Below are 19639 nucleotides of genomic sequence, written 5' to 3' on the forward strand. Positions count from 1 at the left end.
TTCATCTCCACTCGCCCTCCCCGGCTGCCCTGCCCCAGTCGATATAATTCCGGCGAGCCCCCGGAGATTATTCATGACGCAAGGCGCCCGCAAACCCGACCGACCGACCCAGCGCTTCGGCCTGAACGACCTGTCCCGCCTGCGCGACAACCTCAAGGCCGATGCCGAGCGGCGCGAAGCCGAGCGCCTGGCCGCCGAGCAGGCGGCGCAGCGTGCCCGCGAAGAGGCCGACGTGTTCCGTGCCAGCGTGGGCCAGGTCAGCCAGCTGCGCGACCGCAACCGCGCCCACCACCCCGCCAGCAAGCCCGCGCCCGTCCCGGTGCAATCGCAGCGCAACGACCAGGCGGTATTGCAAGCCTCGCTGTCCGATGACTTCGATGTCGAAAGCCTGCTGGAGACCGACGAGACCCTGTCGTTCCGCCGCCCCGGCATCGGCATGGACGTAATCCGCAAGCTGCGGCGCGGCGAATGGGTGCCCCAGGACAAGGTTGACCTGCACGGCCTGCGCAGCGACGAGGCGCGCGAGGCGCTGGCCGAATTCCTGCGCCGCTCGGTGCGCAACGGCGTGCGCTGCGTGCGCGTGATCCACGGCAAGGGCCTGGGCTCGCCCGACAAGCTGCCGGTGCTCAAGGGCAAGGTGCGCAGCTGGCTGGTGCAGAAGGAGGAAGTGCTCGCCTTCGTGCAGGCGCGCGAGGCCGAAGGTGGCGCCGGCGCGCTGATGGTGCTGCTGCGCCAGCCGAAGCCCTGACGCACCGGGCCTGAACCGCGCCGCGGATGCATCTCCCGCTCGAATTGCTGATGGGGCGGCTGCCCCTGATCCTCCATATCATGGAGGTCATCGGCGTGCTCGCCTTCGCGGTGTCGGGCGTGGTCGATGCGCGCAAGCAGCGGCTCGACGTGGTCGGCACCTTCGTGGTCGCCTTCGCCACGGCCTTCGGCGGCGGCACGCTGCGCGACGTGCTGCTGGACCGGCGCCCGTTCTACTGGGTCGACCATGAAGGCTACGTGCTGCTGATCTTCGCGATGTCGTTCGGCGCGTCGTTCGTGCTGCGCGTGGTCAGCCGCGTGGCCTCGGACCGGGCCATGATCGTCGCCGACGCGATCGGGCTCGGGCTGTTCTCGGTCACCGGCGCCTCGCTGGCGCTGGTGGCGCAGATGACGCCGACCGTGGCGGTGATGATGGGCATCATCTCGTCGGTGTTCGGCGGCGTGGTGCGCGACGTGCTGTGCAATGAAGTGCCGATGATCCTGCGCGACCGCTCGCCCTACGCGACCTGCTCCTTTGTCGGCTGCTGGATCTACATCGGCCTGACCTGGCTGGAGGTGCAGCAGGAGGCGGCGCTGATGACCGGCGCGCTGGCGATCATCGCGATGCGGCTGGTGTCGGTGCGCTACGGCTGGAAGCTGCCGAGCTGAGCCTGCATCTCCGCAGGACAAATCCAGAAACAAAAAACGCCGCCCGGTTGGGCGGCGTTCCTGCATTGACAGCCGGCGGCTCAGACCGCGGCTTCGTCCTGCTCGCCGGTACGAATGCGGATCACGCGCTCGATCTCGGTCACGAAGATCTTGCCGTCGCCGATCTTGCCGGTATGCGCGGCCTTGACGATGGCGTCCAGCACGGTGTCCAGCTGGTTCTCAGCCACCACCACCTCGATCTTGATCTTGGGGAGGAAGTCGACGACGTATTCGGCGCCACGGTAGAGCTCGGTATGCCCTTTCTGCCGGCCAAATCCCTTCACCTCGGTCACCGTCAGCCCGGTCACGCCGACATCAGCAAGGGCTTCACGCACCTCGTCGAGCTTGAACGGTTTGATGATGGCGGTAATCTGCTTCATGACTGGCCCCTGGTTATCGTTTGTTCACGCGCCTGGCGGCGCACCGCCGCGGGCGCGGCGCTCTCCGGCTGGCATTTTAACAGCCATTGGCGCCATGCATTCCCCGCAATCCCGCGCCCGGCGCGGCCGGAACGTTCGACAACCCGCATCGCAGGGCGGCGCGATGCCGTTCGAGCCTGTGGACAACCCTGTGGACAGCCCCCGGGAAATCCTGTGCAGAGCCTGTGCAAACCCTGTGCACATCACCCGGTCACGCCATATTGAGGAAGCGGCGCCGATAGTCCGAAGGCGCCACTCCGACACGCCGCAGAAAGGCGCGCCGCAGGTTGTTGGGATCGCCAAAGCCGGCCAGCGCGGCCACGCGCTTGAGCGGATGGCGCGAACCTTCCAGCAGCCGGCGCGCGGCGTCGATGCGCGCGGCCTCGACGAAATCGGCCGGCGTCACCTGGCATTCCTGGCGGAAGACGCGGGCAAAGTTGCGCGTGCTCATGCCGGCACGTGCGGCCAGCGCGTCGACCGACAGGTCGCCGGCAAGGTTCTCGACAATCCACCCCTGCACTTCCCGGATGGCATTGCGCTCCGCCGTCTGCGCCGCAAGGTGGGCGCTGAACTGCGACTGTCCGCCTGGCCGCTTGAGGAACATCACCAGTTCGCGCGCCACCCGTAGCGCCACCACGCGGCCGAAATCCTCCTCGACAAGCGCCAGCGCCAGGTCCAGCCCCGCGGTCACGCCGGCGGAGGTGTACACGTTGCCATCCTTGACGTAAATGCGGTCCGGCTCCACCTGGACGCCCGGAAACATGCGCGCCAGGCGGTCGGTTGTGTTCCAGTGCGTGGTGGCGCTGCGTCCGTCCAGCAAGCCCGCATGTGCAAGCATCATCGCGCCGGAGCAGACCGACCCGATCCTCCGCACCGTGCGTGCCTGCAGGGACAGCCATGCGCCGATGGTTTCATCCTGCGCCTGCTTCCATAGCGCGGGGCCGCCCGCGACCAGCAGCGTGTCGATATCGTCACTGGCGCTCTCCAGCGTTGCGTCCGGTTCGATGCGCATGCCGTTGGAGGCCGTGAGCATCCCCGGCCCCGGCGCGATGATCTCGAACTGGTACGCATTCCGCGAGGCCCACGCAGCACAGCAGCAGCAGTGCGGGACGGTGGCGATCGCGGTGCTGTCCGTGCGCACGCTGCACAGCCTGTTCACGCATCGCCTGCTGGCCGGCTGAACGATGCCGTGGATCCTGTTGGTCGTGGCCGGCGTGCTGGAGATCGCCTTCGCCTTCGGCATGAAATGGTCGGCCGGCTTCAGCCGGTTCTGGCCCAGCGTCTATGCGGTGGCGACCGGGCTGTCCAGCATCGTCCTGCTGACGCTGTCGCTGCGCGCGCTGCCGGTGGGAACGGCTTATGCGGTATGGACCGGCATCGGCGCGGCCGGCACCGCGATGCTCGGCATGCTGTGGCTGGGCGAGCCGGCATCGCTGGCGCGCGCGGGCTGCATCGCGCTGATCCTGTGTGGCGTGGTGGGTCTCAAGCTGGTCTCGGGCCCGGCCGCCTGACGGCGCTCCCGCAGGAAAATGGCCCGCACAGTGCGGGCCATTTTTTCACTGCTCAGCGACACCGGCGCATCAGTCCGGTACCTTCTCCAGGTCCGCCAGCCACACCGCCGACTCCGAATCGCTCGGCGCGCGCCAGTCGCCACGCGGCGACAGCGAACCGCCCGAGCCCACCTTGGGCGCATTCGGGATGCACGAACGCTTGAACTGGCTGGTCCGGAAGAAGCGGTCCAGGAAGATCGCGAGATTGCGCTTGATCTCCGGCAGCCCGTACTGGTTGCGTGCCACCTCCGGCCCGTACGGCCACACGCCGCGCTCGCGGTCGCCCCAGGCGTGCTGGGCCAGGAAGGCGATCTTGGACGGCGTGAAGCCGAAGCGCAGCGTGTGGTAGAGATTGAAATCCTGCAGCTCGTACGGCCCGATGGTGCTTTCGGTTTTCTGCTCCGGCCCATGGTTGCTGTCGCCGGGCACCAGCTCGGGGCTGATGTCGGTGTCCAGCACCGCCAGCAGCACGTCCGCCCCGCCCTCGCCGATCTGCCCGGTCTCGGCGACCCAGCGCACCAGGTGCGAGATCAGCGTCTTGGGCACGCTGGCGTTGACGTTGTAGTGCGACATGTGGTCGCCCACGCCATAGGTGCACCAGCCCAGCGCCAGCTCGCTCAGGTCGCCGGTGCCGATCACGATGGCGCCGTGGAAATTCGCGAGCCGGAACAGGTGATTGGTGCGCTCGCCAGCCTGCACGTTTTCGAAGGTCACGTCATAGACCTTCTCGCCGGCGGCGTACGGGTGCCCCAGGTCCTTCAGCATCGCCAGGCAGCTGGGTCGGATGTCGATCTCGGTGGCACTGCAGCCCACCACCTGCATCAGCTTGCGCGCCTGGTCCAGCGTGCGGTCGCTGGTGGCGAAGCCGGGCATGGTGTAGGCGAGGATATTGGCGCGCGGCAGCCCCAGCCGGTCCATCGCCTTGGCGCAGACCAGCAGCGCATGCGTGGAGTCGAGCCCGCCCGAAACGCCGATCACCACCTTGCTGATCTTGCTGGCAGAGAGCCGCTGCACCAGCGCCTGCACCTGGATGTTGTAGACCTCCATGCAGCGCTCGTCGCGCTGGCGCGGGTCGGCCGGCACGTACGGGAAGCGCGCCACGTTGCGTGCCAGCGGCAGCGACTTCTCGCGCGGCAGGTCGAGCGCGAAGGTGACCACGCGGAACGCTTCGACCTCGGCCTTGTGCCGGCGCACCGAATGGCCGAAGGTGACCTGGTGCATGCGCTCGCGCGACAGGCGTTCGACATCGACATCGGCGAACAGCAGGTGCGAGTCGTCGGAGAAACGCTCGGATTCGGCTAGCATTTCGCCGTTCTCGTAGATCAGCGCCTGCCCGTCCCAGGCCAGGTCGGTCGACGATTCGCCCTTGCCGGCCGAGGTGTACAGGTACGCCGCCAGGCAGCGCGCCGACTGCTGCGACACCAGCTGGTGCCGGTAGCCTGATTTGCCGATGACGATGTTCGATGCCGACAGGTTCACCAGCACGGTCGCGCCGGCCATCGCGGCGAACGACGACGGCGGCACCGGCACCCACACGTCCTCGCAGATCTCGGTATGGAAGCGGAAGAACGGCAGCCCTTCGATATCGAACAGCAGCCCCGCGCCGAACGGCACGTCCTGGCCCAGCAACCGCACGCTGTCGACCGTGGCGCAGTCTGCCGCGCTGAACTGGCGCCCTTCATAGAATTCCCAGTAGTTTGGCAGGAACGATTTGGGCACCACGCCCTGCACACGGCCCGCGGCCACCACCACGGCGCAATTGAACAGCTGGTGCTGCACGCGCAGCGGCATGCCCACCACCATCGCCAGCGGCAGCTTGCGCGAAGCTTCGACGATGGTGCCGAGCGCGGCTTCGCACGCATCGAGCAGCGTGCGCTGGTGGAACAGGTCGTCGCAGGTATAGGCCGACAGGCCCAGCTCCGGGAAAGCGGCAAGCACCGCGCCGCGCTGCGCGGCCTGCATGGCCAGCGCCAGCGTCTCGCGCGCGTTGAAGGCGGGGTCAGCCACGCGGCAGACCGGCACGCCGACGGCCACGCGGGCAAAGCCGTGGGAATAGAGGTTGAAAAACGGAGTCTTCATATCGGGCCCTGGGGTATGGCAGGCATGGGGCGGATCATCCGCGCCTGAACCTGGGGGTGACGCATATACGCCATTCTACGTCGCTACCCGGGGCCGCGCCGCCGCTGCCGTGCCGCAGCGCCACCACGCCATTTCCGGTAGACTCGAGCCGCCCTGCGCCCGCGCGGGGCGTTCCCGTTCCCATCTCTTCAGCGACAGCCCATGCAGTCGGATTCCGGCGAGACGGCGGCCACAGGCAGCCGCGCAGACGACCAGAAAGCCAGCCAAGCGGACACTCCGGACTACCAGACGCGCATCGTCTCCGACCTGGCCGAGATCGAACCGGCCGCGTGGGACGCGCTGCTGGCGCGCCAGCCCGAACCGACGCCCTTCCTGCGCCACGCCTTCCTGCATGCCTTGCATGCCAGCGGCAGCGCATGCGCCGAGACCGGCTGGCATCCGCGCTTCCTGACGTTGTGGGCGGGCGACCGGCTGGCCGCGGCGATGCCGCTCTATGCCAAGGCGCATTCGTACGGCGAGTACGTGTTCGACTGGGCCTGGGCCGATGCCTATGCGCGGCACAACATCGAGTACTACCCCAAGTGGCTGTCGGCGATTCCGTTCACGCCGGTGCGCGGCGCGCGGCTGATCGCCGAAGATCCGCAAGCGCGCCGGCTGCTGCTGAAGGTAGCGCTGGCGCTGGCGGCGGAAAGCGGCATGTCGTCGCTGCATGTCCTCTTTCCTGACGAGGCCGAAGCCGGGCTGATGCAGCAGGCAGGCATGCTGATGCGGCACGGTGTGCAGTTCCACTGGACCAATGGGGGCGAAGGTGGCGGCGAAGGTGGCAGCGAAGGTGGCACCACACGGTACGCCGATTTCGAGGACTTCCTGGCCACGCTGTCGCAGAAGAAGCGCAAGAATATCCGCGCCGAGCGGCGCCAGGTGGCGCAGGCCGGCATCACCTTCCGCCACCTGCGCGGCAGCGGGATCGACGACGAGGCCTGGCGCTTCTTCAACCGCTGCTACCGCCAGACCTATCGCGAGCACCATTCCACGCCCTACCTGAATCTGGATTTCTTCCGGCGCATCGGCGCGGCGATGCCGCAGCACCTGCTGCTGGTGGTGGCCGAGCGCGCAGGCCAGCCGATCGCCTCGTCGCTGCTGGTCTACGACGATGCGCCGCAGGTCAGCACGCTGTACGGCCGCTATTGGGGCGCGCTGGAATACCACCCCTGCCTGCACTTCGAGACCGCGTATTACCAGCCGCTGGAGTTCTGCATCGCCCACGGCATCCGCACCTTCGAAGGCGGCGCGCAGGGTGAGCACAAGATGGCGCGGGGCTTCCTGCCGGTGGCCACGCGCTCGGCGCACTGGCTGGCGCATCCCGACTTTGCCGATGCCGTGGAGCGCTTCCTCGCGCGCGAGCGCCACGGCATCGACGCCTACCTCGACGAACTGGGCGAACGCAATCCCTTCGCGCGTTCCTGAGCCGCCGAGGCGCTCAGCGCCACATGCGCCGCAGCGTGTTGTCGCCCAGCATGTAGTGGTGGAACAGCGAAGCCATCGCATGCAGCCCGATGACCAGGTAGAACGCGGTTCCCAGCGTTTCGTGGATGGCCTTGACCGTGACCTTCAGCGCGGGATCCGCCGCCACCAGCGCGGGCACTTCGATCCCCAGCGACGGCAGCGCCAGCAGGTGCCCGCCGGCATTCATCGCCAGCAGCCCCAGCAGCGGCTGCGCCAGGATAAACAGGTACAGCACCCAGTGCATGGCTGCGCCCGCCAGATGCATCCAGCGCGGGCCGGGCTCCGGCGCAGGTGCGCCGCGCACCAGCCGCCACAGCAGCCGCGGCACTGCCAGCCCTACGACCAGCGCCCCGGCCCATTCATGGACGTCCATGGCCATCACGCGCGCCGGCGTGCCCTTGTCGAAATTGCCCTTCAGCTCGATGGCCGCATACGCCAGCGCCACCAGCACGAACACCGCCCAATGAAAGCACACCGCAAGCCCGTCATAGCGGCGCGATGGCGACAACACTTCCGGCAGGCTCTGCATCGGTTTGATGCTCTGTGTAGCCCGGTTCATGGCGGTTCTCCTTCTCTTTCGACACGGACCCAGCGTAGCGCAAGCCGCGCGGACAGGTTCTAACCGCCATCAAGCGGCGGGCAACAAAAAACCCCGCCGCGGCGGGGTTTCTTCAGCGTCGGTTCAGCTTACTTCTTGTAGTTGGCCACGCCGTCGGTGATTTCCTTGTGGGCTTCCTCGATGCCGGCCCAGCCTTCGACCTTGACCCACTTGCCGGCTTCCAGTGCCTTGTAGTGCTCAAAGAAATGCTTGATCTGGTCCAGCTGGTTCTGCGGCACGTCCGACAGGCCCTTCATGTAGGCGGTAGCGGGCGACAGCTTGTCCACCGGCACGGCGACCAGCTTGGCGTCCACGCCCGACTCGTCGGTCATCTTCAGCATGCCGAGTGCACGGCAGCGCACCACGGCGCCAGCCAGGATCGGGAACGGGGACAGCACCAGCACGTCCACCGGGTCGCCGTCGCCCGACAGCGTCTGCGGGATGTAGCCGTAGTTGGCCGGATAGCGCATGCCGGTGCCGATGAAGCGGTCCACGAACAGCAGGCCGGTTTCCTTGTCGGCTTCGTACTTCACCGGATCGCTCTGGGCCGAGATCTCGATGATGACGTTGAAATCGTTGGGGATGTCCTTGCCCGGGGTGACGAGGTTGAAGCTCATGCGGTTCTCCAGATGCCTGCGCTGTGTTGTCGGATGGCGGGCATTATAACGGCTCGCGCCTGACCGGTTGCTGACAAGCCATCGCCCTTTCTGACCTCCCGGCCCGCTGCAACGCGTTGCAGCCACGCGCGCGTGGGCGATAATGGCGCATTCTTCAGCCGACACTGAATAGCCGCAGCCTTCGTGCTGCCCCGGAGCCACCCATGCATGCCCAGCACTTTGTCGCCAACCGCCTGATCGCGCCGGACAACGGCCTGCGCATCAAGGTGTTCGACCCGTCCAACGGCGAGCCCTTTGCCGAGATCGCCCGCGGCAACGCCACCGACATCAATGTCGCGGTCCACGCCGCGCGCCAGGCCGCCGACGGCGCCTGGGGCCAGATGGCCCCGGCCGAGCGTGTGCGCCTGCTCAACCGCGTTGCCGTGGCGCTGATCGCCCATGAAGAAGAGCTGGCCGCGCTGGAAGCGCGCGATACCGGCAAGCCGCTGCGCCAGGCCCGCGCCGATGCCCGCGCCGTGGCGCGCTACTTCGAGTTCTACGCCGGCGCGGTCGACAAGCTGCACGGCCAGACCATCCCCTACAACCCCGGCTACACCGTGCTGACGGTGCGCGAGCCGCACGGCGTGACCGGCCACATCATCCCGTGGAACTACCCGCTGCAGATCTTCGGGCGCAGCGTGGGCGCGGCGCTGGCCGCTGGCAATGCCTGCGTGGTCAAGCCGGCCGAGGACGCCTGCCTGTCGCTGCTGCGCGTGGCCGAGATCGCCGCCGAGGCCGGCCTGCCCGAAGGCGCGCTCAATATCATCACCGGCTACGGCCACGAGGCCGGCGCCGCGCTGGCGCGCCATCCCGGCATCAACCACATCTCGTTCACCGGCTCGCCGCAGACGGGCAAGCTGGTGTCGCAGCTGGCCGCCGAGAACCACGTGCCGGTCACGCTGGAACTGGGCGGCAAGTCACCGCAGATCGTGTTTGCCGATGCCGACATCGACGCGCTGGTGCCGGTGGTGGTCAACGGCATCGTGCAGAACGCCGGCCAGACCTGCTCGGCCGGCAGCCGCCTGCTGGTGGAGCGCACGGTCTACAACGCGCTGCTCGACCGGCTGGCATCGGTATTCGAGTCGCTGCGCGTGGGCCCGTCCGAACTCGACCTGGAATGCGGCCCGCTGATCAGCCGCAAGCAGCAGCAGCGCGTGTGGGACTTCGTCTCCGACGCGCAGCACGCCGGCGTAGCGGTCATGGCGCAGGGCCAGATCGTGGCCGAGGCGCCCGAGGCCGGCTACTACCAGGTGCCGATGCTGTTCCGCGATGTCCCGCCCGCGCACCGGCTGGCGCAGGAAGAAGTGTTCGGCCCGCTGCTGGCGGCCATGCCCTTCGACACCGAGGCCGAGGCCGTCGCGCTGGCCAACGGCACGCCCTATGGCCTGGTCGCCGGCGTCTGGACCCGTGATGGCGGACGCCAGCTGCGCCTGGCGCACAAACTGCGCGCGGGCCAGGTCTTTATCAACAACTACGGAGCCGGCGGCGGCGTGGAGCTGCCCTTCGGCGGCAGCGGCCAGTCCGGCTACGGCCGCGAGAAGGGCTTCGAGGCCCTGTACGGGTTCACCACACTGAAAACCATCGCCATCCAACATGGGTAACATCAATTTCCTTTCCATCGCGTTTGCCATTTTCTTTTTCTGGATGGCGTGGCATGTGCGGAACAAGCGCGCCACCAATCCCTCCGGCATGCCGCGGCTGCAGGTGTTCAAGCGCAAGTGGGGCGATGTGGTGGGAGACCGCGTGCACTGGTGCCTGTATGTGGCGCTGCCGTTCTTGCTGGCGGTGATGATGGTCGCGAATGCGTTGCGCGGGCAGGGGCCGTTCTCGCATTGAGCGAACGAGGCGCGATCATCGATGGCGCCTGAGCGGGCCGACGCCCGTTGCAGACGCTCCCCTCTCCCGCCGGCGGGAGAGGGGAGCACACAGGCGGACATTGAGAACCTGTAGCGATCACCCAAACCACAACAACACCAGGAGACAACCAATGAGACTGGCCAACAAGGTAGCGATCGTCACCGGCGGCGGTTCCGGCTTCGGCGAGGGCATCGCCCACACCTTCGCGCGCGAGGGCGCCAGCGTGCTGGTGGCCGACCTGCGCGAAGACGCCGCCGAGCGCGTTGCCGCGGCGATCCGCGAGGCCGGCGGACAGGCGCGCGCGGTGCGCGCCGACGTCTCGCGCGGCGACGATACCGAGGCCATGCGCGAGGCCGCGCTGGCCGCCTTCGGCGACGTGCATATCGTCGTCAACAACGCCGGCACCACGCATCGCAACAAGCCTATCCTCGACATCACCGAGGAAGAGTTCGACCGCGTCTACGCGGTCAACGTCAAGAGCATCTACTGGTCGGCGCGTGCCTTCATCCCGCACTTCCGCCAGCGCGGCGGCGGCGCGTTCGTCAACATTGCCTCCACCGCCGGCATCCGCCCGCGTCCCGGACTGGTCTGGTACAACGGCAGCAAGGGCGCTGTGATCACCGCCAGCAAGGCCATGGCGGCCGAACTGGGCAAGGACAATATCCGCGTCAACTGCGTCAACCCGGTGATCGGCGCCACCGCGCTGCTCGAAGAGTTCATGGGCATGCCCGACACGCCCGAGAACCGCGCGAAGTTCCTCGCCACCATCCCGATGGGGCGCATGTCGACGCCGCAGGACGTGGCCAATGCCTGCCTTTACCTGGCTTCCGACGAAGCCGCCTTCATCACCGGCACCTGCATCGAAGTCGACGGCGGGCGCTGCGTCTGAGCCCTGCTTCACCGGCATTTCCTTGTCGTAACACCGCTGTACCGCGTCGTCGAGAACGCAAACATCCTCAGGAGACAGCATGACAACGACCGCAGTAACCCCCGGCGTCAGCGACGCCGCCTTTGAAGACGCCACCTACCGCAAGGTGAGCTGGCGCCTGGTGCCCTTCCTGCTGATGTGCTACGTGGTCGCCTACCTGGACCGCGTCAACGTGGGCTTTGCCAAGCTGCAGATGCTCAACGACCTGCAGTTCAGCGAGACCGTCTACGGGCTTGGCGCCGGCATCTTCTTCATCGGCTACTTCCTGTTCGAAGTGCCGAGCAACGTGATCCTGCACAAGGTGGGCGCGCGCATCTGGATCGCGCGCATCATGATCACCTGGGGCGCGATCTCGGCGGCGATGATGTTCGTCACCACGCCGACCATGTTCTACGTGCTGCGCTTCCTGCTGGGCATTGCCGAAGCCGGCTTCTTTCCGGGCATCATCCTGTACCTGACCTACTGGTACCCGGCCAACCGGCGCGGGCGCACCACCACCTTCTTCATGACCGCGATCGCGCTGTCGGGCGTGATCGGCGGGCCGCTGTCGGGGTGGATCATGCAGTCGTTCGACGGCCATAGCGGCTGGGCGGGCTGGCAGTGGATGTTCCTGCTGGAAGGGGTGCCCTCGATCCTGGTGGGGCTGTGGGTGCTCGCCTACCTGGATGACCGCATCGCGCACGCCAGGTGGCTCACGGCCGGGGAAAAGGCGCTGCTCGAGCGCAATATCGCCGCCGAAGACGCGCACAAGGAAGACCCGCCGATCCGCACCGTGATGTTCAGCCCGCGCGTCTGGCTGATGAGCGCGATCTACTTCTGCTTCGTCATGGGCCTGTACGGCGTCAGCTTCTGGCTGCCGACCATCATCAAGCAGACCGGCGTGAAGAGCGCGCTCGACATCGGCCTGCTGACCGCGATCCCGTATGGCTGCGCGGTGATCGGCATGGTGCTGGTGGCGCACAGTGCCGACCGCAGCGGCGAACGGCGCTGGCATATCGCGATCCCGGCGCTGCTCGGCTCGTTCGGCCTGCTGCTGTCGGTGCAATGGGCCACCAATACCACGCTGGCCATGTGCGCGCTGACGCTGGCCACCATCGGCATCCTGACCACGTTGCCGCTGTTCTGGAGCCTGCCCACGTCGTTCCTGGCCGGCACCGGCGCGGCAGCCGGCATTGCCCTGATCAACTCGCTGGGCAACCTCGCCGGCTTTCTCAGCCCGTATGCGGTAGGCTGGCTCAAGGACCTGACCAGGAGCACGGACTCCGGCATGTACCTGCTGGCCGCGTGCCTGGTGGTCGGCGCGGCGTTGACGCTGTCGGTCCCGGCCCGGCTGGTGAGCCGCAGGTAGGCAAGTGCTTCGCGGGTGGCCCGCAACGGCGCTTTCCGGCAAGGAAAGCGCCGTTTTTCATGGGATCTGCGCAAGTGCCTGGCGCGGCGCTCGCGCGGCGACGACGCGCCATCCGCTGACGCCGTTGTAGGACCGAACCCGGCATTGCGGCCCCGGCTTGCGCCCTAGCATGGATAGGAAGACACCCGGATTGATCCACACGGGGTCCTCCGGGCATGTGAATCCTGAAGATTGCCAAGGAGGCCACGATGCCGCACCTGCCCCCGTTTGCCCCCACCCAGTCACTGAAGCGCGTCGAAGCGCGGCTCGCACGCCGCACTCGCGTCAAGCGCCTTGTCATCGCGCTCAGCGCCGGCGTGGTCGCGCTGCTGGCCCTTGTGCCAGCTGCCAGCCATGCCCAGGCACCCGTGGTCGAAGCCACACCGGCGCCCGCGCCCGCCATGCCCGCGCCGGCTCCGGCAGCGACTGCTCCGGCAGCGACTGCTCCGGCAGCGACGTCGCCAGCAGCGACCGCCCCGGCTCCGGCCGGCGCCATCGCCCCAACCCCGAGCGTGACCGCGCCCGCGACGCAGCCGCCCACCACCATGCCGCCGCCGGTTGCCCAGCCTGCACCGGCACCGGGTACTGCAGCGCCGCCAACGGCATCGCCTGCCCCGGCACCGGGCGGTGCCTCACCTGCCGTGCCCGCTCCGCCGGCCACCGCGGCCCAGCCACGCCCGCCGCTGACCACGCCGCAGCCTCCGCCGCCGCGTGATGCAATGGTGCAGCGTACCGCGGGGGCGGTAACCTACATCTGCGGCGGCGTTGCCGAGGACGAACAGGTCGCGCTGCAGCAGCTGGCACGCAACTTCAACATGAGCCTGCTCTTTACGCAGGGCGCGCGCGGCGAGTACCTGTCGGATGTCGACGTCAAGCTGATGCGCGGCAACAAGGAAGTGGCGAGCTTTGTCGCCGACGGGCCGCGCTGCCTGCTGAAGGCGCCGAGCGGCACGTACAACGTGCGGGCGACTTACCAGGGCCGGACCAGGACGGCCACGGTGAGCACCGGCGGCCGCAACAACCAGATGCGCTGGTAGGTCGAGGATGGCAGCGCCGCTACGCGGCGTTGCCGGAGGAGAGGAAGGGGCGCGGCTGTCGCGATGCCGCGCTTTTTCTTTTGGCCGAATGCCTCACGTCAACTGACGGTGGTCTCCCTCTCCCGCAAGCGAGAGAGCGGAGCGAACCGATAGCGTTTGAAACGCTCAGGCCCCCGGACCCTCGCCCAGCATCTGCGCCACCGATGCCGCCGTTCCCGCCGCGCGCTCGCCCAGCAGGCGCTGCAGCGTGGCCAGCAGCTGGTCCTCGTTATACGGCTTGCCGAGGTAGACGTTGACGCCGATTTCCTCCGCGTAGCGGCGATGCTTGTCCGCCGTGCGCGAGGTGATCATCACCAGCGGCATATGCGCCGTGCGCGAGTCGGAACGCACGTTGCGGGTCAGGTCGAAGCCGTCCATGTTCGGCATCTCGATATCCACCAGCATCGCATCCGGCATCACGTCCTGCAGCTGCTTGAGCGCATCCACGCCGTCACGCGCCAGCACCACCTGGTAGCCGGCGCGGCCGAGCAGGCGCTGGGTCGCCTTGCGCACGGTCAGCGAATCATCGACCACCATCACCGTGGGCTGCAGCGCCAGGCCGCGCACTGGCGCGGCGCTGCCGTCACCGGCCAGTTCGGCGACCGCGCCCAGCGGCCCGGCCACCGGCTGCGCCAACTGCGGCGCGGACTCCGGTGCGGACGGCGCAGGAACCATCTGCTGCGGCGCGGGCTGGCCGCGCTCGCGCAGCAGCCGCTGGGCCAGCACCACGGGGTTGTAGATCAGCACGATCTCGCCGTCGCCGAGCGTGGTTGCGCCGGCAATGCCTTCCAGCCGCGCCAGCTGCGGCCCGATGTGCTTGACCACCACTTCGCGGTTGCCGACCACCTCGTCCACGTGCACGGCGACACGTTCGGCGCCGCTGCGCACCAGCACCACCGGCGAGTACTTGCGGCCAGCCGCTACGGCGTTGCTCTCTTCCAGCAGCGCGCCGAAGTAGAAGAATGGCACTTCGGCGCCGGCCACCGCGAAGCGTCCCTGGTTGTAGGCCTCCACCAGCGCCGGCGCGCGCAGCTGCTGCACCTGGTCGATCATGCCGCTGGGCACCGCATAGCGCCGCGCGCCCAGCGAGAACACCAGCACCTGCGTGATGGCCGTGGTCAGCGGCAGGTGCACGGTAAAGGTGGTGCCCTGCCCGGCCTTCGAAGCCAGCGTGATGCGGCCGCCCAATGCCACGGTCTCGGCGCGCACCACGTCCATGCCGACGCCGCGCCCGGCCAGCTCGGAGACTGCATCGGCCGTGGAGAAGCCGGGGGTGAAGATCATCACGGTCAGGCGCGCCTCGCCGGCGTCGTCGTCCGGCGCAAGCAGGCGGCGCTCGACCGCGCGCGCGCGGATGCGCGCCAGGTCCAGCCCGTTGCCGTCGTCGACGAAGTGCAGCACCACTTCATTGCCTTCCTGCTGCACCTCCAGCGTCAGCGCGCCCGTGGCGGGCTTGCCGGCGGCGCGGCGTTGCGGCGCAGGCTCGATCCCATGCACCACCGCATTGCGGATCAGGTGTTCGATCGGGCCAGCCATGCGGTCCAGCACGGAGCGGTCGATCTCGACCGTGCCGCCCTTGATCAGCAGCCGCACTTCCTTGCCGGTCTCGGCGGCGGCTTGGCGCGCCACGCGGTACAGGCGTTCGGCCAGCGCGTCGAACTGCACCATGCGCGCCTGCATCAGGCTGCGCTGCAGCCCGCGCGTCAGCCGCGCCTGCGCAGCCAGGTCACCGGCGGCGCGGTCGAAGCCGCGCTGCAGGTTCTGCTCGACGGTGGCCACGTCGTTGACCGATTCGGCCATCATCCGCGTCAGTTCCTGGAAGCGGGTGAAGCGGTCAAACTCGAGCGGGTCGAACTCCTGCTTGTGCTGCGCATCGGCAATGCGGGACGCCATCTGCGATTCGGCCTGGATCTCGATCTCGCGCAACTGGCCGCGCAGGCGCGCGACGTTGTCGTTGAGTTCGCCCAGGTAGGTGCGCATCGCATCGAGTTCGCTATCGAGCCGCGCGCGCGTCGCGCCGACTTCGCCGGCCTCGTTGATCAGCGTGTCGAGCGCGCGCGCCTGCACGCGCACCAGCGCACGCTGCGGCTCGGCCGCCGGGATGGACGCGGTGGGAGGCATCGGCACCATCACGTCCGCGGGCCCGGGCATGACCGGCAGCATGGAGACCGCACCGACAACATCTGCGGCAGGATTTGGGGCCGCTTCAGGGTGCGCTTCGGCGGCGGGCTCCGCCTCATCCTGCGGCGCCCCGCCCAGACCGTTGATCACATCCGGGTCGTCGGCGGGCAGCAGGCGGCCGGCCTGGAGCGCTTCGGCGTGCGCGAGAATGCGGTCGTACCAGGCGTAGAGGCGCTCGAACAGCTGCGGCCCGGCTCCCGGCCCGGCCTGCACGCGCAGGCTGGCATCGAGCAGCGTTTCCATCTCGTGCGCGGCCTGGCCCAGCGCCATTGCGCCGGCCATGCGCGCACTGCCCTTGAGCGTATGCAGCGCGCGCAGCACCAGTCCGCCGTGGCGCGCGTCCGCCGGCGCCGCTTCCCAGGTGCGCACCAGCTTGCCGAGTTCGGGCAGCGTGCCCTGGGCTTCCTCGAGGAAGATCTGGACCAGCGCGGGGTCGGGCGCGGGGTCGGACGCGGCGTCACCGGCCTCCGCCGCGACCGGCGGCCGGTGCGAGGTCGGCAGCGCAATCACGACGGCATCATGCTGCGCAGGGAGCGCGGGCGGCGTGGGCTCGGCCAGCGCTGGCGCTGACGGTGCTTCGTCATCCTCGGGCAGCGGCTGGCCATACAGCTGCGCCATCGAGCTGTCCGGCGCGTCGGGCACCACCACGGCCACGCGTGGGCGCAGCAAGGCGCGCTCGCCGAATTCCACCAGGCTGCGGTGCAGGCCTGCGTCGGCCTGCGGCCAGACGCCGGCGGCAAACTGGTGCAGCATGCCGCGCAGCCGCTCCACCGCCTGCTCCAGCAGGCGGAAGTCGCCCGGATGCATTGCCACCGGGTGCGAGCCCAGCTGCAGCAGCAGTCCTTCCAGCGCTTCGGCGATCTCGCGCACCGGCTCCAGCCCCACGGTCGAGGCACTGCCCTGCAGCGTGTGCGCCACGCGCAGCGCCAGCTCGCTCGGGCACGGATGCCCCTCGTGGCGCCATTCGGAGATATCGGTGGCGAACTGGCGCAGCAGGTCGTCGGCCTCCTGCAGGTAGACGTTGTAGAGCGCCAGGCCGATTCGGACCGGGCCGATGACCTTGTAGTTGTCCTCCTCGCTGGACAGGCCGCCGGCCAGGCGGAACGGGATGACGTTGTCGTCCTCGCCGGGTGTGTCCTGCGGTGCCACCGCTCCCGGCTGCCTGTCGTCCGCGGATGGCACTGGCGGAGCGGCCTCCGGGATGGACGGCTTGCCCGCGGCCTCCTCGTCATTCGCCTGGAGGCCGTCGCGCACCGCCTCGGCAGTTGCCACCAGGGCAGCGATATCGTGCGCCGCACCCGCGTCGCGGTGCAACTGAGCCACCCACACAGACAGCTCGGCGTGCGCGCGGCGCAGCAGCGACAGCAGCGCCGGCACCGGCGCGCGGGACTCGGCGATCCACAGGTTCATCACCTGCTCCACCGCCCACGCGGCTTCGCCGTAGCGATGCAGGCCGACCATGCGGCTCGAGCCCTTGAGCGTATGGAAGGCACGCCGCATGCGGCTGAGCGTGTCGGCATCACGCAAGGGATCGACGCCCCCGTCGAGGTCGCCGGCAATGCCGTCCAGCACCTCGTCGGCTTCATTGAGGAAGATGTCGAGCAGCTCGGCGTCGACCGCGGCGCTGTCATCGGCTGCGGGCCGGGTCGGCGCGGCGGCGGCTGCAGCTGCAGCAGGCAGCGGAGCCGGTTCAGGCTCGCCCGCGGCATCGGCCAGCGCCAGCATCAGGCGACCGGCGGCATCATCGCTGCCGGCCAGCCAGGCATTGCATTGCGTGGTGGCATCGGCGGCGCGGCGCCGCAGCGGCGCGTTGTCGTCGATCGCCGCCTGGTCCGCCAGCGCCTGCAGCGCGGCACGCAGGCGCTGCACCTGCGGCGCGTCGAGCATGGGGCCGGCCTGGAACGCTTCGGCCGCGGCGTCGCGGGCAGCGGCAAGCGGAGTCTGCACAGCGCGTGCATCCTCGACGGCTGCGGCTTCGGCGGGCATGTCATGCCGGCGGGCGCGGCCGAATTCCAGCGCATCGGCAAAGGCATGGACGGTGCCCAGCTCTGCCGCCACGGCGGCGAGCAGTTCGGTGCGCATGGCGGCATCGGAAGCATGGGAGGCATCGCCAACCGCGGCCAGCCGTTCATTGACGGCCTGCACCGCAGCCATGGCCCTGCCCGCGTCCCCGGCCAGCAGGGCCGGCAGCGCCGGCGACGCTTGCAGCCGCTCCAGCGTATTGCCCAGCGCCGCGAACGCCTGGCGCGCATCGCGCAGGTGGCCGGCGCCATCGGCACGCGCGGCGTTGCGGTCATAGCTGTCCAGCCACGATTCGCCGCTGTCGATCTGCGCCCGCAGCTGCGACACGGCCTCGCCGCGCAGTGCCTGCGCGCGCGCATCGTCAACCATGCTGGCCAGCCACGCCGGCGCGCCCACGCCCGGATCCGAGGCCGACTGGTGCAGGCAATCGGCCAGCGCCTCGCACTGCGCGGCAAAGCGCGCCGCGGCGGGATGGGCGGATTGTCCGTGCACGCGCCACGGCAAGGCCAGCGCACGCGCCAGGAACAGCGCGATGCCGGTGGCGCCCAGCGCTCCGGCCCGGCTGAGCTCCCAGCCGGGCCCCGCGGCCGCCATCGTCGACATCGCCGCCTGCGCCAGGCAGCGCTGCAGCGGTGGCTGTGCCAGCGGCTGCGCGGCTTCGGCAAGCGCGGCCAGCGCGGTTTCCCAGCCGGCCTGGTCGCCGGCCGCGGCCTGCTCCAGCCCCGCGGCGGCCTGCTGCAGGTTGCGCGTATCGATCGGGTCGAGCCAGCCGTAATAGCGCAGCCGGAAGTCGGCATCGGCCACCGCGTGCGCGGCGTCGAGACGGAAGGCCGCCAGCGTACGGACGATGTCGCTGCGCACGGCAGCGGCGCCATCCGCCTGGGCCGCGTCGCCGGCCACCGTTTTCGCCAGCCCCGTGCACACCAGCAGGAACACGGCATCGTTCAGCAGCGCCTGCGGCACGCGCACATGCCCTTGCTGGTACTGGCGCAGCAGCAGGTTGGCACGCCCGGCAAAACGTTTGGCCAGCAGGTCGGACGGCAGCAGTCCATGCCCGAGCGCGCGGAACACCAGCCCCAGCACATGCCAGACGTCACGGTCCGGGTGGTCGGCGGCGCGGCGCGGCTCCTGCTCGTTGGCGCGCACTTCGTCCAGCGCCGCATGCAGCGGCAGCCAGGCCTCGCGCAGCAGGGCCGCGTCCTGGCACGCGGCGGGCAGGCGCATGGCCTTCAGCAGGGTGGCCTCGAATTGCTGGCGCGCGCGCGTGACGGCGGCGGGGCTGCGCGCCGGCAGCAGCATGCCGGGCAGCATCTGCAGCTCGTCGAGCCACAGGTCAGCCGGATGCACGCGCTCCTCGCGCAGTTGCGCCAGCACGCCGGCATAGGGCTGGAACAGCCGCAGCGGGGCTTCGTCATCGCCGGCCATCAGGTCGTCGACATACTCGGCCAGCGCCTGCACGCCGGCGCGGAACACCGCCAGCGCCTGCGCGTCGGCGGCGAGCTGGCCGGCATCGATGGCCTCGAGCAGGCGGCGCAGCGCCTGGCAGTACGGGTCGGTGCCGCGCAGCCCGACGATATGCACCGCGCCGGCGGCCTGGTGCAGGTGCTGGCCGGCGAGCCGCAGCGAGGTGGTATCGCGCGCGCCCAGCGCCTCGGGCGCCTGGCGGATTTCATCGACGTAGTGGCCCAGCTCCGCGGCCGCGTCTTCGAGCGCGGCGCGCAGGCTCGGCGCGAGCCACGCCAGCCCGGACAGGTCGCGCGCCGCGCCGCCGGCGTCGGCCGGCACGGCGGTGGTGGCAGATGCGGGCAGCGGCGCCGCTTCCGGCTCGGGCATGGCGGGCGCCGGCAGCGATGCGTTGGCATCGGCCGCTTCGCACGGAATGGGAAAATTCATGGACATGACGGCTTCCAGTGCGGCGCCGCCAG

Annotated in this window: 15 protein-coding genes and 1 pseudogene; 10 read left to right on the forward strand and 6 right to left on the reverse strand. The window is 69.3% G+C overall.

Annotation, left to right across the window (positions count from 1 at the left end):
- The first annotated feature begins 73 nt into the window (after nt 1-73).
- Together J8I34_RS03285 and J8I34_RS03290 are read left to right on the forward strand one after the other, a co-directional pair.
- Nucleotides 74-748, forward strand: a complete 675-nt coding sequence (locus J8I34_RS03285; protein ID WP_029045745.1) for a Smr/MutS family protein — start codon at nt 74-76, stop codon at nt 746-748.
- Nucleotides 749-774: 26 nt separating this feature from the next.
- Nucleotides 775-1416, forward strand: coding sequence for a trimeric intracellular cation channel family protein (locus tag J8I34_RS03290; protein ID WP_029045746.1), 642 nt, complete (start codon nt 775-777; stop codon nt 1414-1416).
- An 80-nt stretch (nt 1417-1496) separates the two neighbouring features.
- Here J8I34_RS03290 and glnK read toward each other — a convergent pair whose 3' ends face one another.
- Both glnK and J8I34_RS03300 read right to left on the reverse strand, forming a co-directional pair.
- Nucleotides 1497-1835: a P-II family nitrogen regulator gene (gene glnK / locus J8I34_RS03295; RefSeq protein ID WP_006162803.1), complete on the reverse strand. Its 339-nt coding sequence runs from the start codon at nt 1833-1835 to the stop codon at nt 1497-1499.
- A 250-nt stretch (nt 1836-2085) separates the two neighbouring features.
- Nucleotides 2086-2946: pseudogene (locus tag J8I34_RS03300) on the reverse strand (GlxA family transcriptional regulator); the annotation flags it as partial.
- Between J8I34_RS03300 and J8I34_RS34645 the strand changes: the two are divergent.
- Both J8I34_RS34645 and J8I34_RS03305 read left to right on the forward strand, forming a co-directional pair.
- On the forward strand, nt 2900-3055 hold the full coding sequence (locus J8I34_RS34645) for a hypothetical protein (protein WP_198030797.1): 156 nt from the start codon (nt 2900-2902) through the stop codon (nt 3053-3055). The pseudogene J8I34_RS03300 and the gene J8I34_RS34645 overlap by 47 nt on opposite strands.
- Before the next feature lie 3 nt (nt 3056-3058).
- A complete protein-coding gene (locus J8I34_RS03305) occupies nt 3059-3385 on the forward strand; it encodes a DMT family transporter (protein WP_029045747.1) in 327 nt (108 codons plus the stop codon).
- Nucleotides 3386-3454: 69 nt separating this feature from the next.
- On the opposite strand, the gene J8I34_RS03310 is transcribed toward J8I34_RS03305, so the two are convergent.
- Complete coding sequence (locus tag J8I34_RS03310; RefSeq protein ID WP_209805315.1) at nt 3455-5503, reverse strand: NAD(+) synthase; 2049 nt, start codon at nt 5501-5503, stop codon at nt 3455-3457.
- A gap of 201 nt (nt 5504-5704) precedes the next feature.
- On the opposite strand from J8I34_RS03310, the gene J8I34_RS03315 reads away from it, so the two are divergent.
- Complete coding sequence (locus tag J8I34_RS03315) at nt 5705-6970, forward strand: GNAT family N-acetyltransferase (protein ID WP_209805316.1); 1266 nt, start codon at nt 5705-5707, stop codon at nt 6968-6970.
- A gap of 13 nt (nt 6971-6983) precedes the next feature.
- Here the strand turns inward: J8I34_RS03315 and J8I34_RS03320 are convergent, their stop codons facing one another.
- Complete coding sequence (locus tag J8I34_RS03320) at nt 6984-7568, reverse strand: cytochrome b (protein WP_051320366.1); 585 nt, start codon at nt 7566-7568, stop codon at nt 6984-6986.
- A gap of 128 nt (nt 7569-7696) precedes the next feature.
- Nucleotides 7697-8224 carry an inorganic diphosphatase gene (gene ppa / locus J8I34_RS03325; RefSeq protein ID WP_063237035.1) on the reverse strand — a complete coding sequence of 176 codons (528 nt, stop codon included), beginning with the start codon at nt 8222-8224 and terminating at the stop codon, nt 7697-7699.
- 203 nt (nt 8225-8427) lie between these two features.
- Here ppa and J8I34_RS03330 point away from each other — a divergent pair, with 203 nt between their 5' ends.
- From J8I34_RS03330 to J8I34_RS35445, 5 genes are all read left to right on the forward strand, one after another.
- On the forward strand, nt 8428-9864 hold the full coding sequence (locus J8I34_RS03330; protein WP_209805317.1) for an aldehyde dehydrogenase family protein: 1437 nt from the start codon (nt 8428-8430) through the stop codon (nt 9862-9864).
- Entirely contained in the window at nt 9857-10099 is a 243-nt protein-coding gene (locus J8I34_RS03335) for a hypothetical protein (protein ID WP_029045753.1), read from the forward strand. Before J8I34_RS03330 ends, J8I34_RS03335 begins: the two co-directional genes overlap by 8 nt.
- Nucleotides 10100-10250: 151 nt before the next feature.
- Nucleotides 10251-11009: an SDR family oxidoreductase gene (locus tag J8I34_RS03340; protein WP_209805318.1), complete on the forward strand. Its 759-nt coding sequence runs from the start codon at nt 10251-10253 to the stop codon at nt 11007-11009.
- Between the two features lie 79 nt (nt 11010-11088).
- Complete coding sequence (locus tag J8I34_RS03345) at nt 11089-12396, forward strand: MFS transporter (RefSeq protein ID WP_029045755.1); 1308 nt, start codon at nt 11089-11091, stop codon at nt 12394-12396.
- A 680-nt stretch (nt 12397-13076) separates the two neighbouring features.
- Nucleotides 13077-13472 (forward strand): hypothetical protein, encoded by a 396-nt coding sequence (locus J8I34_RS35445; protein WP_369796398.1) that lies wholly within the window; start codon nt 13077-13079, stop codon nt 13470-13472.
- A gap of 165 nt (nt 13473-13637) precedes the next feature.
- Here J8I34_RS35445 and J8I34_RS03355 read toward each other — a convergent pair whose 3' ends face one another.
- On the reverse strand, nt 13638-19613 hold the full coding sequence (locus tag J8I34_RS03355; protein ID WP_209805320.1) for a hybrid sensor histidine kinase/response regulator: 5976 nt from the start codon (nt 19611-19613) through the stop codon (nt 13638-13640).
- Nucleotides 19614-19639 lie beyond the last annotated feature (26 nt).

Source organism: Cupriavidus phytohabitans, from assembly GCF_017815025.1.
In the GTDB taxonomy this organism is placed as follows: Bacteria; Pseudomonadota; Gammaproteobacteria; order Burkholderiales; family Burkholderiaceae; genus Cupriavidus.

Coding starts and splice junctions, on each gene's coding strand:
- J8I34_RS03285 (WP_029045745.1), top strand. CDS start 74: ATGACGCAAGGCGCCCGCAAACCCGACCGACCGACCCAGCGCTTCGGC.
- J8I34_RS03290 (WP_029045746.1), top strand. CDS start 775: ATGCATCTCCCGCTCGAATTGCTGATGGGGCGGCTGCCCCTGATCCTC.
- glnK (WP_006162803.1), bottom strand. CDS start 1,835: ATGAAGCAGATTACCGCCATCATCAAACCGTTCAAGCTCGACGAGGTG.
- J8I34_RS03305 (WP_029045747.1), top strand. CDS start 3,059: ATGCCGTGGATCCTGTTGGTCGTGGCCGGCGTGCTGGAGATCGCCTTC.
- J8I34_RS03310 (WP_209805315.1), bottom strand. CDS start 5,503: ATGAAGACTCCGTTTTTCAACCTCTATTCCCACGGCTTTGCCCGCGTG.
- J8I34_RS03315 (WP_209805316.1), top strand. CDS start 5,705: ATGCAGTCGGATTCCGGCGAGACGGCGGCCACAGGCAGCCGCGCAGAC.
- J8I34_RS03320 (WP_051320366.1), bottom strand. CDS start 7,568: ATGAACCGGGCTACACAGAGCATCAAACCGATGCAGAGCCTGCCGGAA.
- ppa (WP_063237035.1), bottom strand. CDS start 8,224: ATGAGCTTCAACCTCGTCACCCCGGGCAAGGACATCCCCAACGATTTC.
- J8I34_RS03330 (WP_209805317.1), top strand. CDS start 8,428: ATGCATGCCCAGCACTTTGTCGCCAACCGCCTGATCGCGCCGGACAAC.
- J8I34_RS03335 (WP_029045753.1), top strand. CDS start 9,857: ATGGGTAACATCAATTTCCTTTCCATCGCGTTTGCCATTTTCTTTTTC.
- J8I34_RS03340 (WP_209805318.1), top strand. CDS start 10,251: ATGAGACTGGCCAACAAGGTAGCGATCGTCACCGGCGGCGGTTCCGGC.
- J8I34_RS03345 (WP_029045755.1), top strand. CDS start 11,089: ATGACAACGACCGCAGTAACCCCCGGCGTCAGCGACGCCGCCTTTGAA.
- J8I34_RS03355 (WP_209805320.1), bottom strand. CDS start 19,613: ATGTCCATGAATTTTCCCATTCCGTGCGAAGCGGCCGATGCCAACGCA.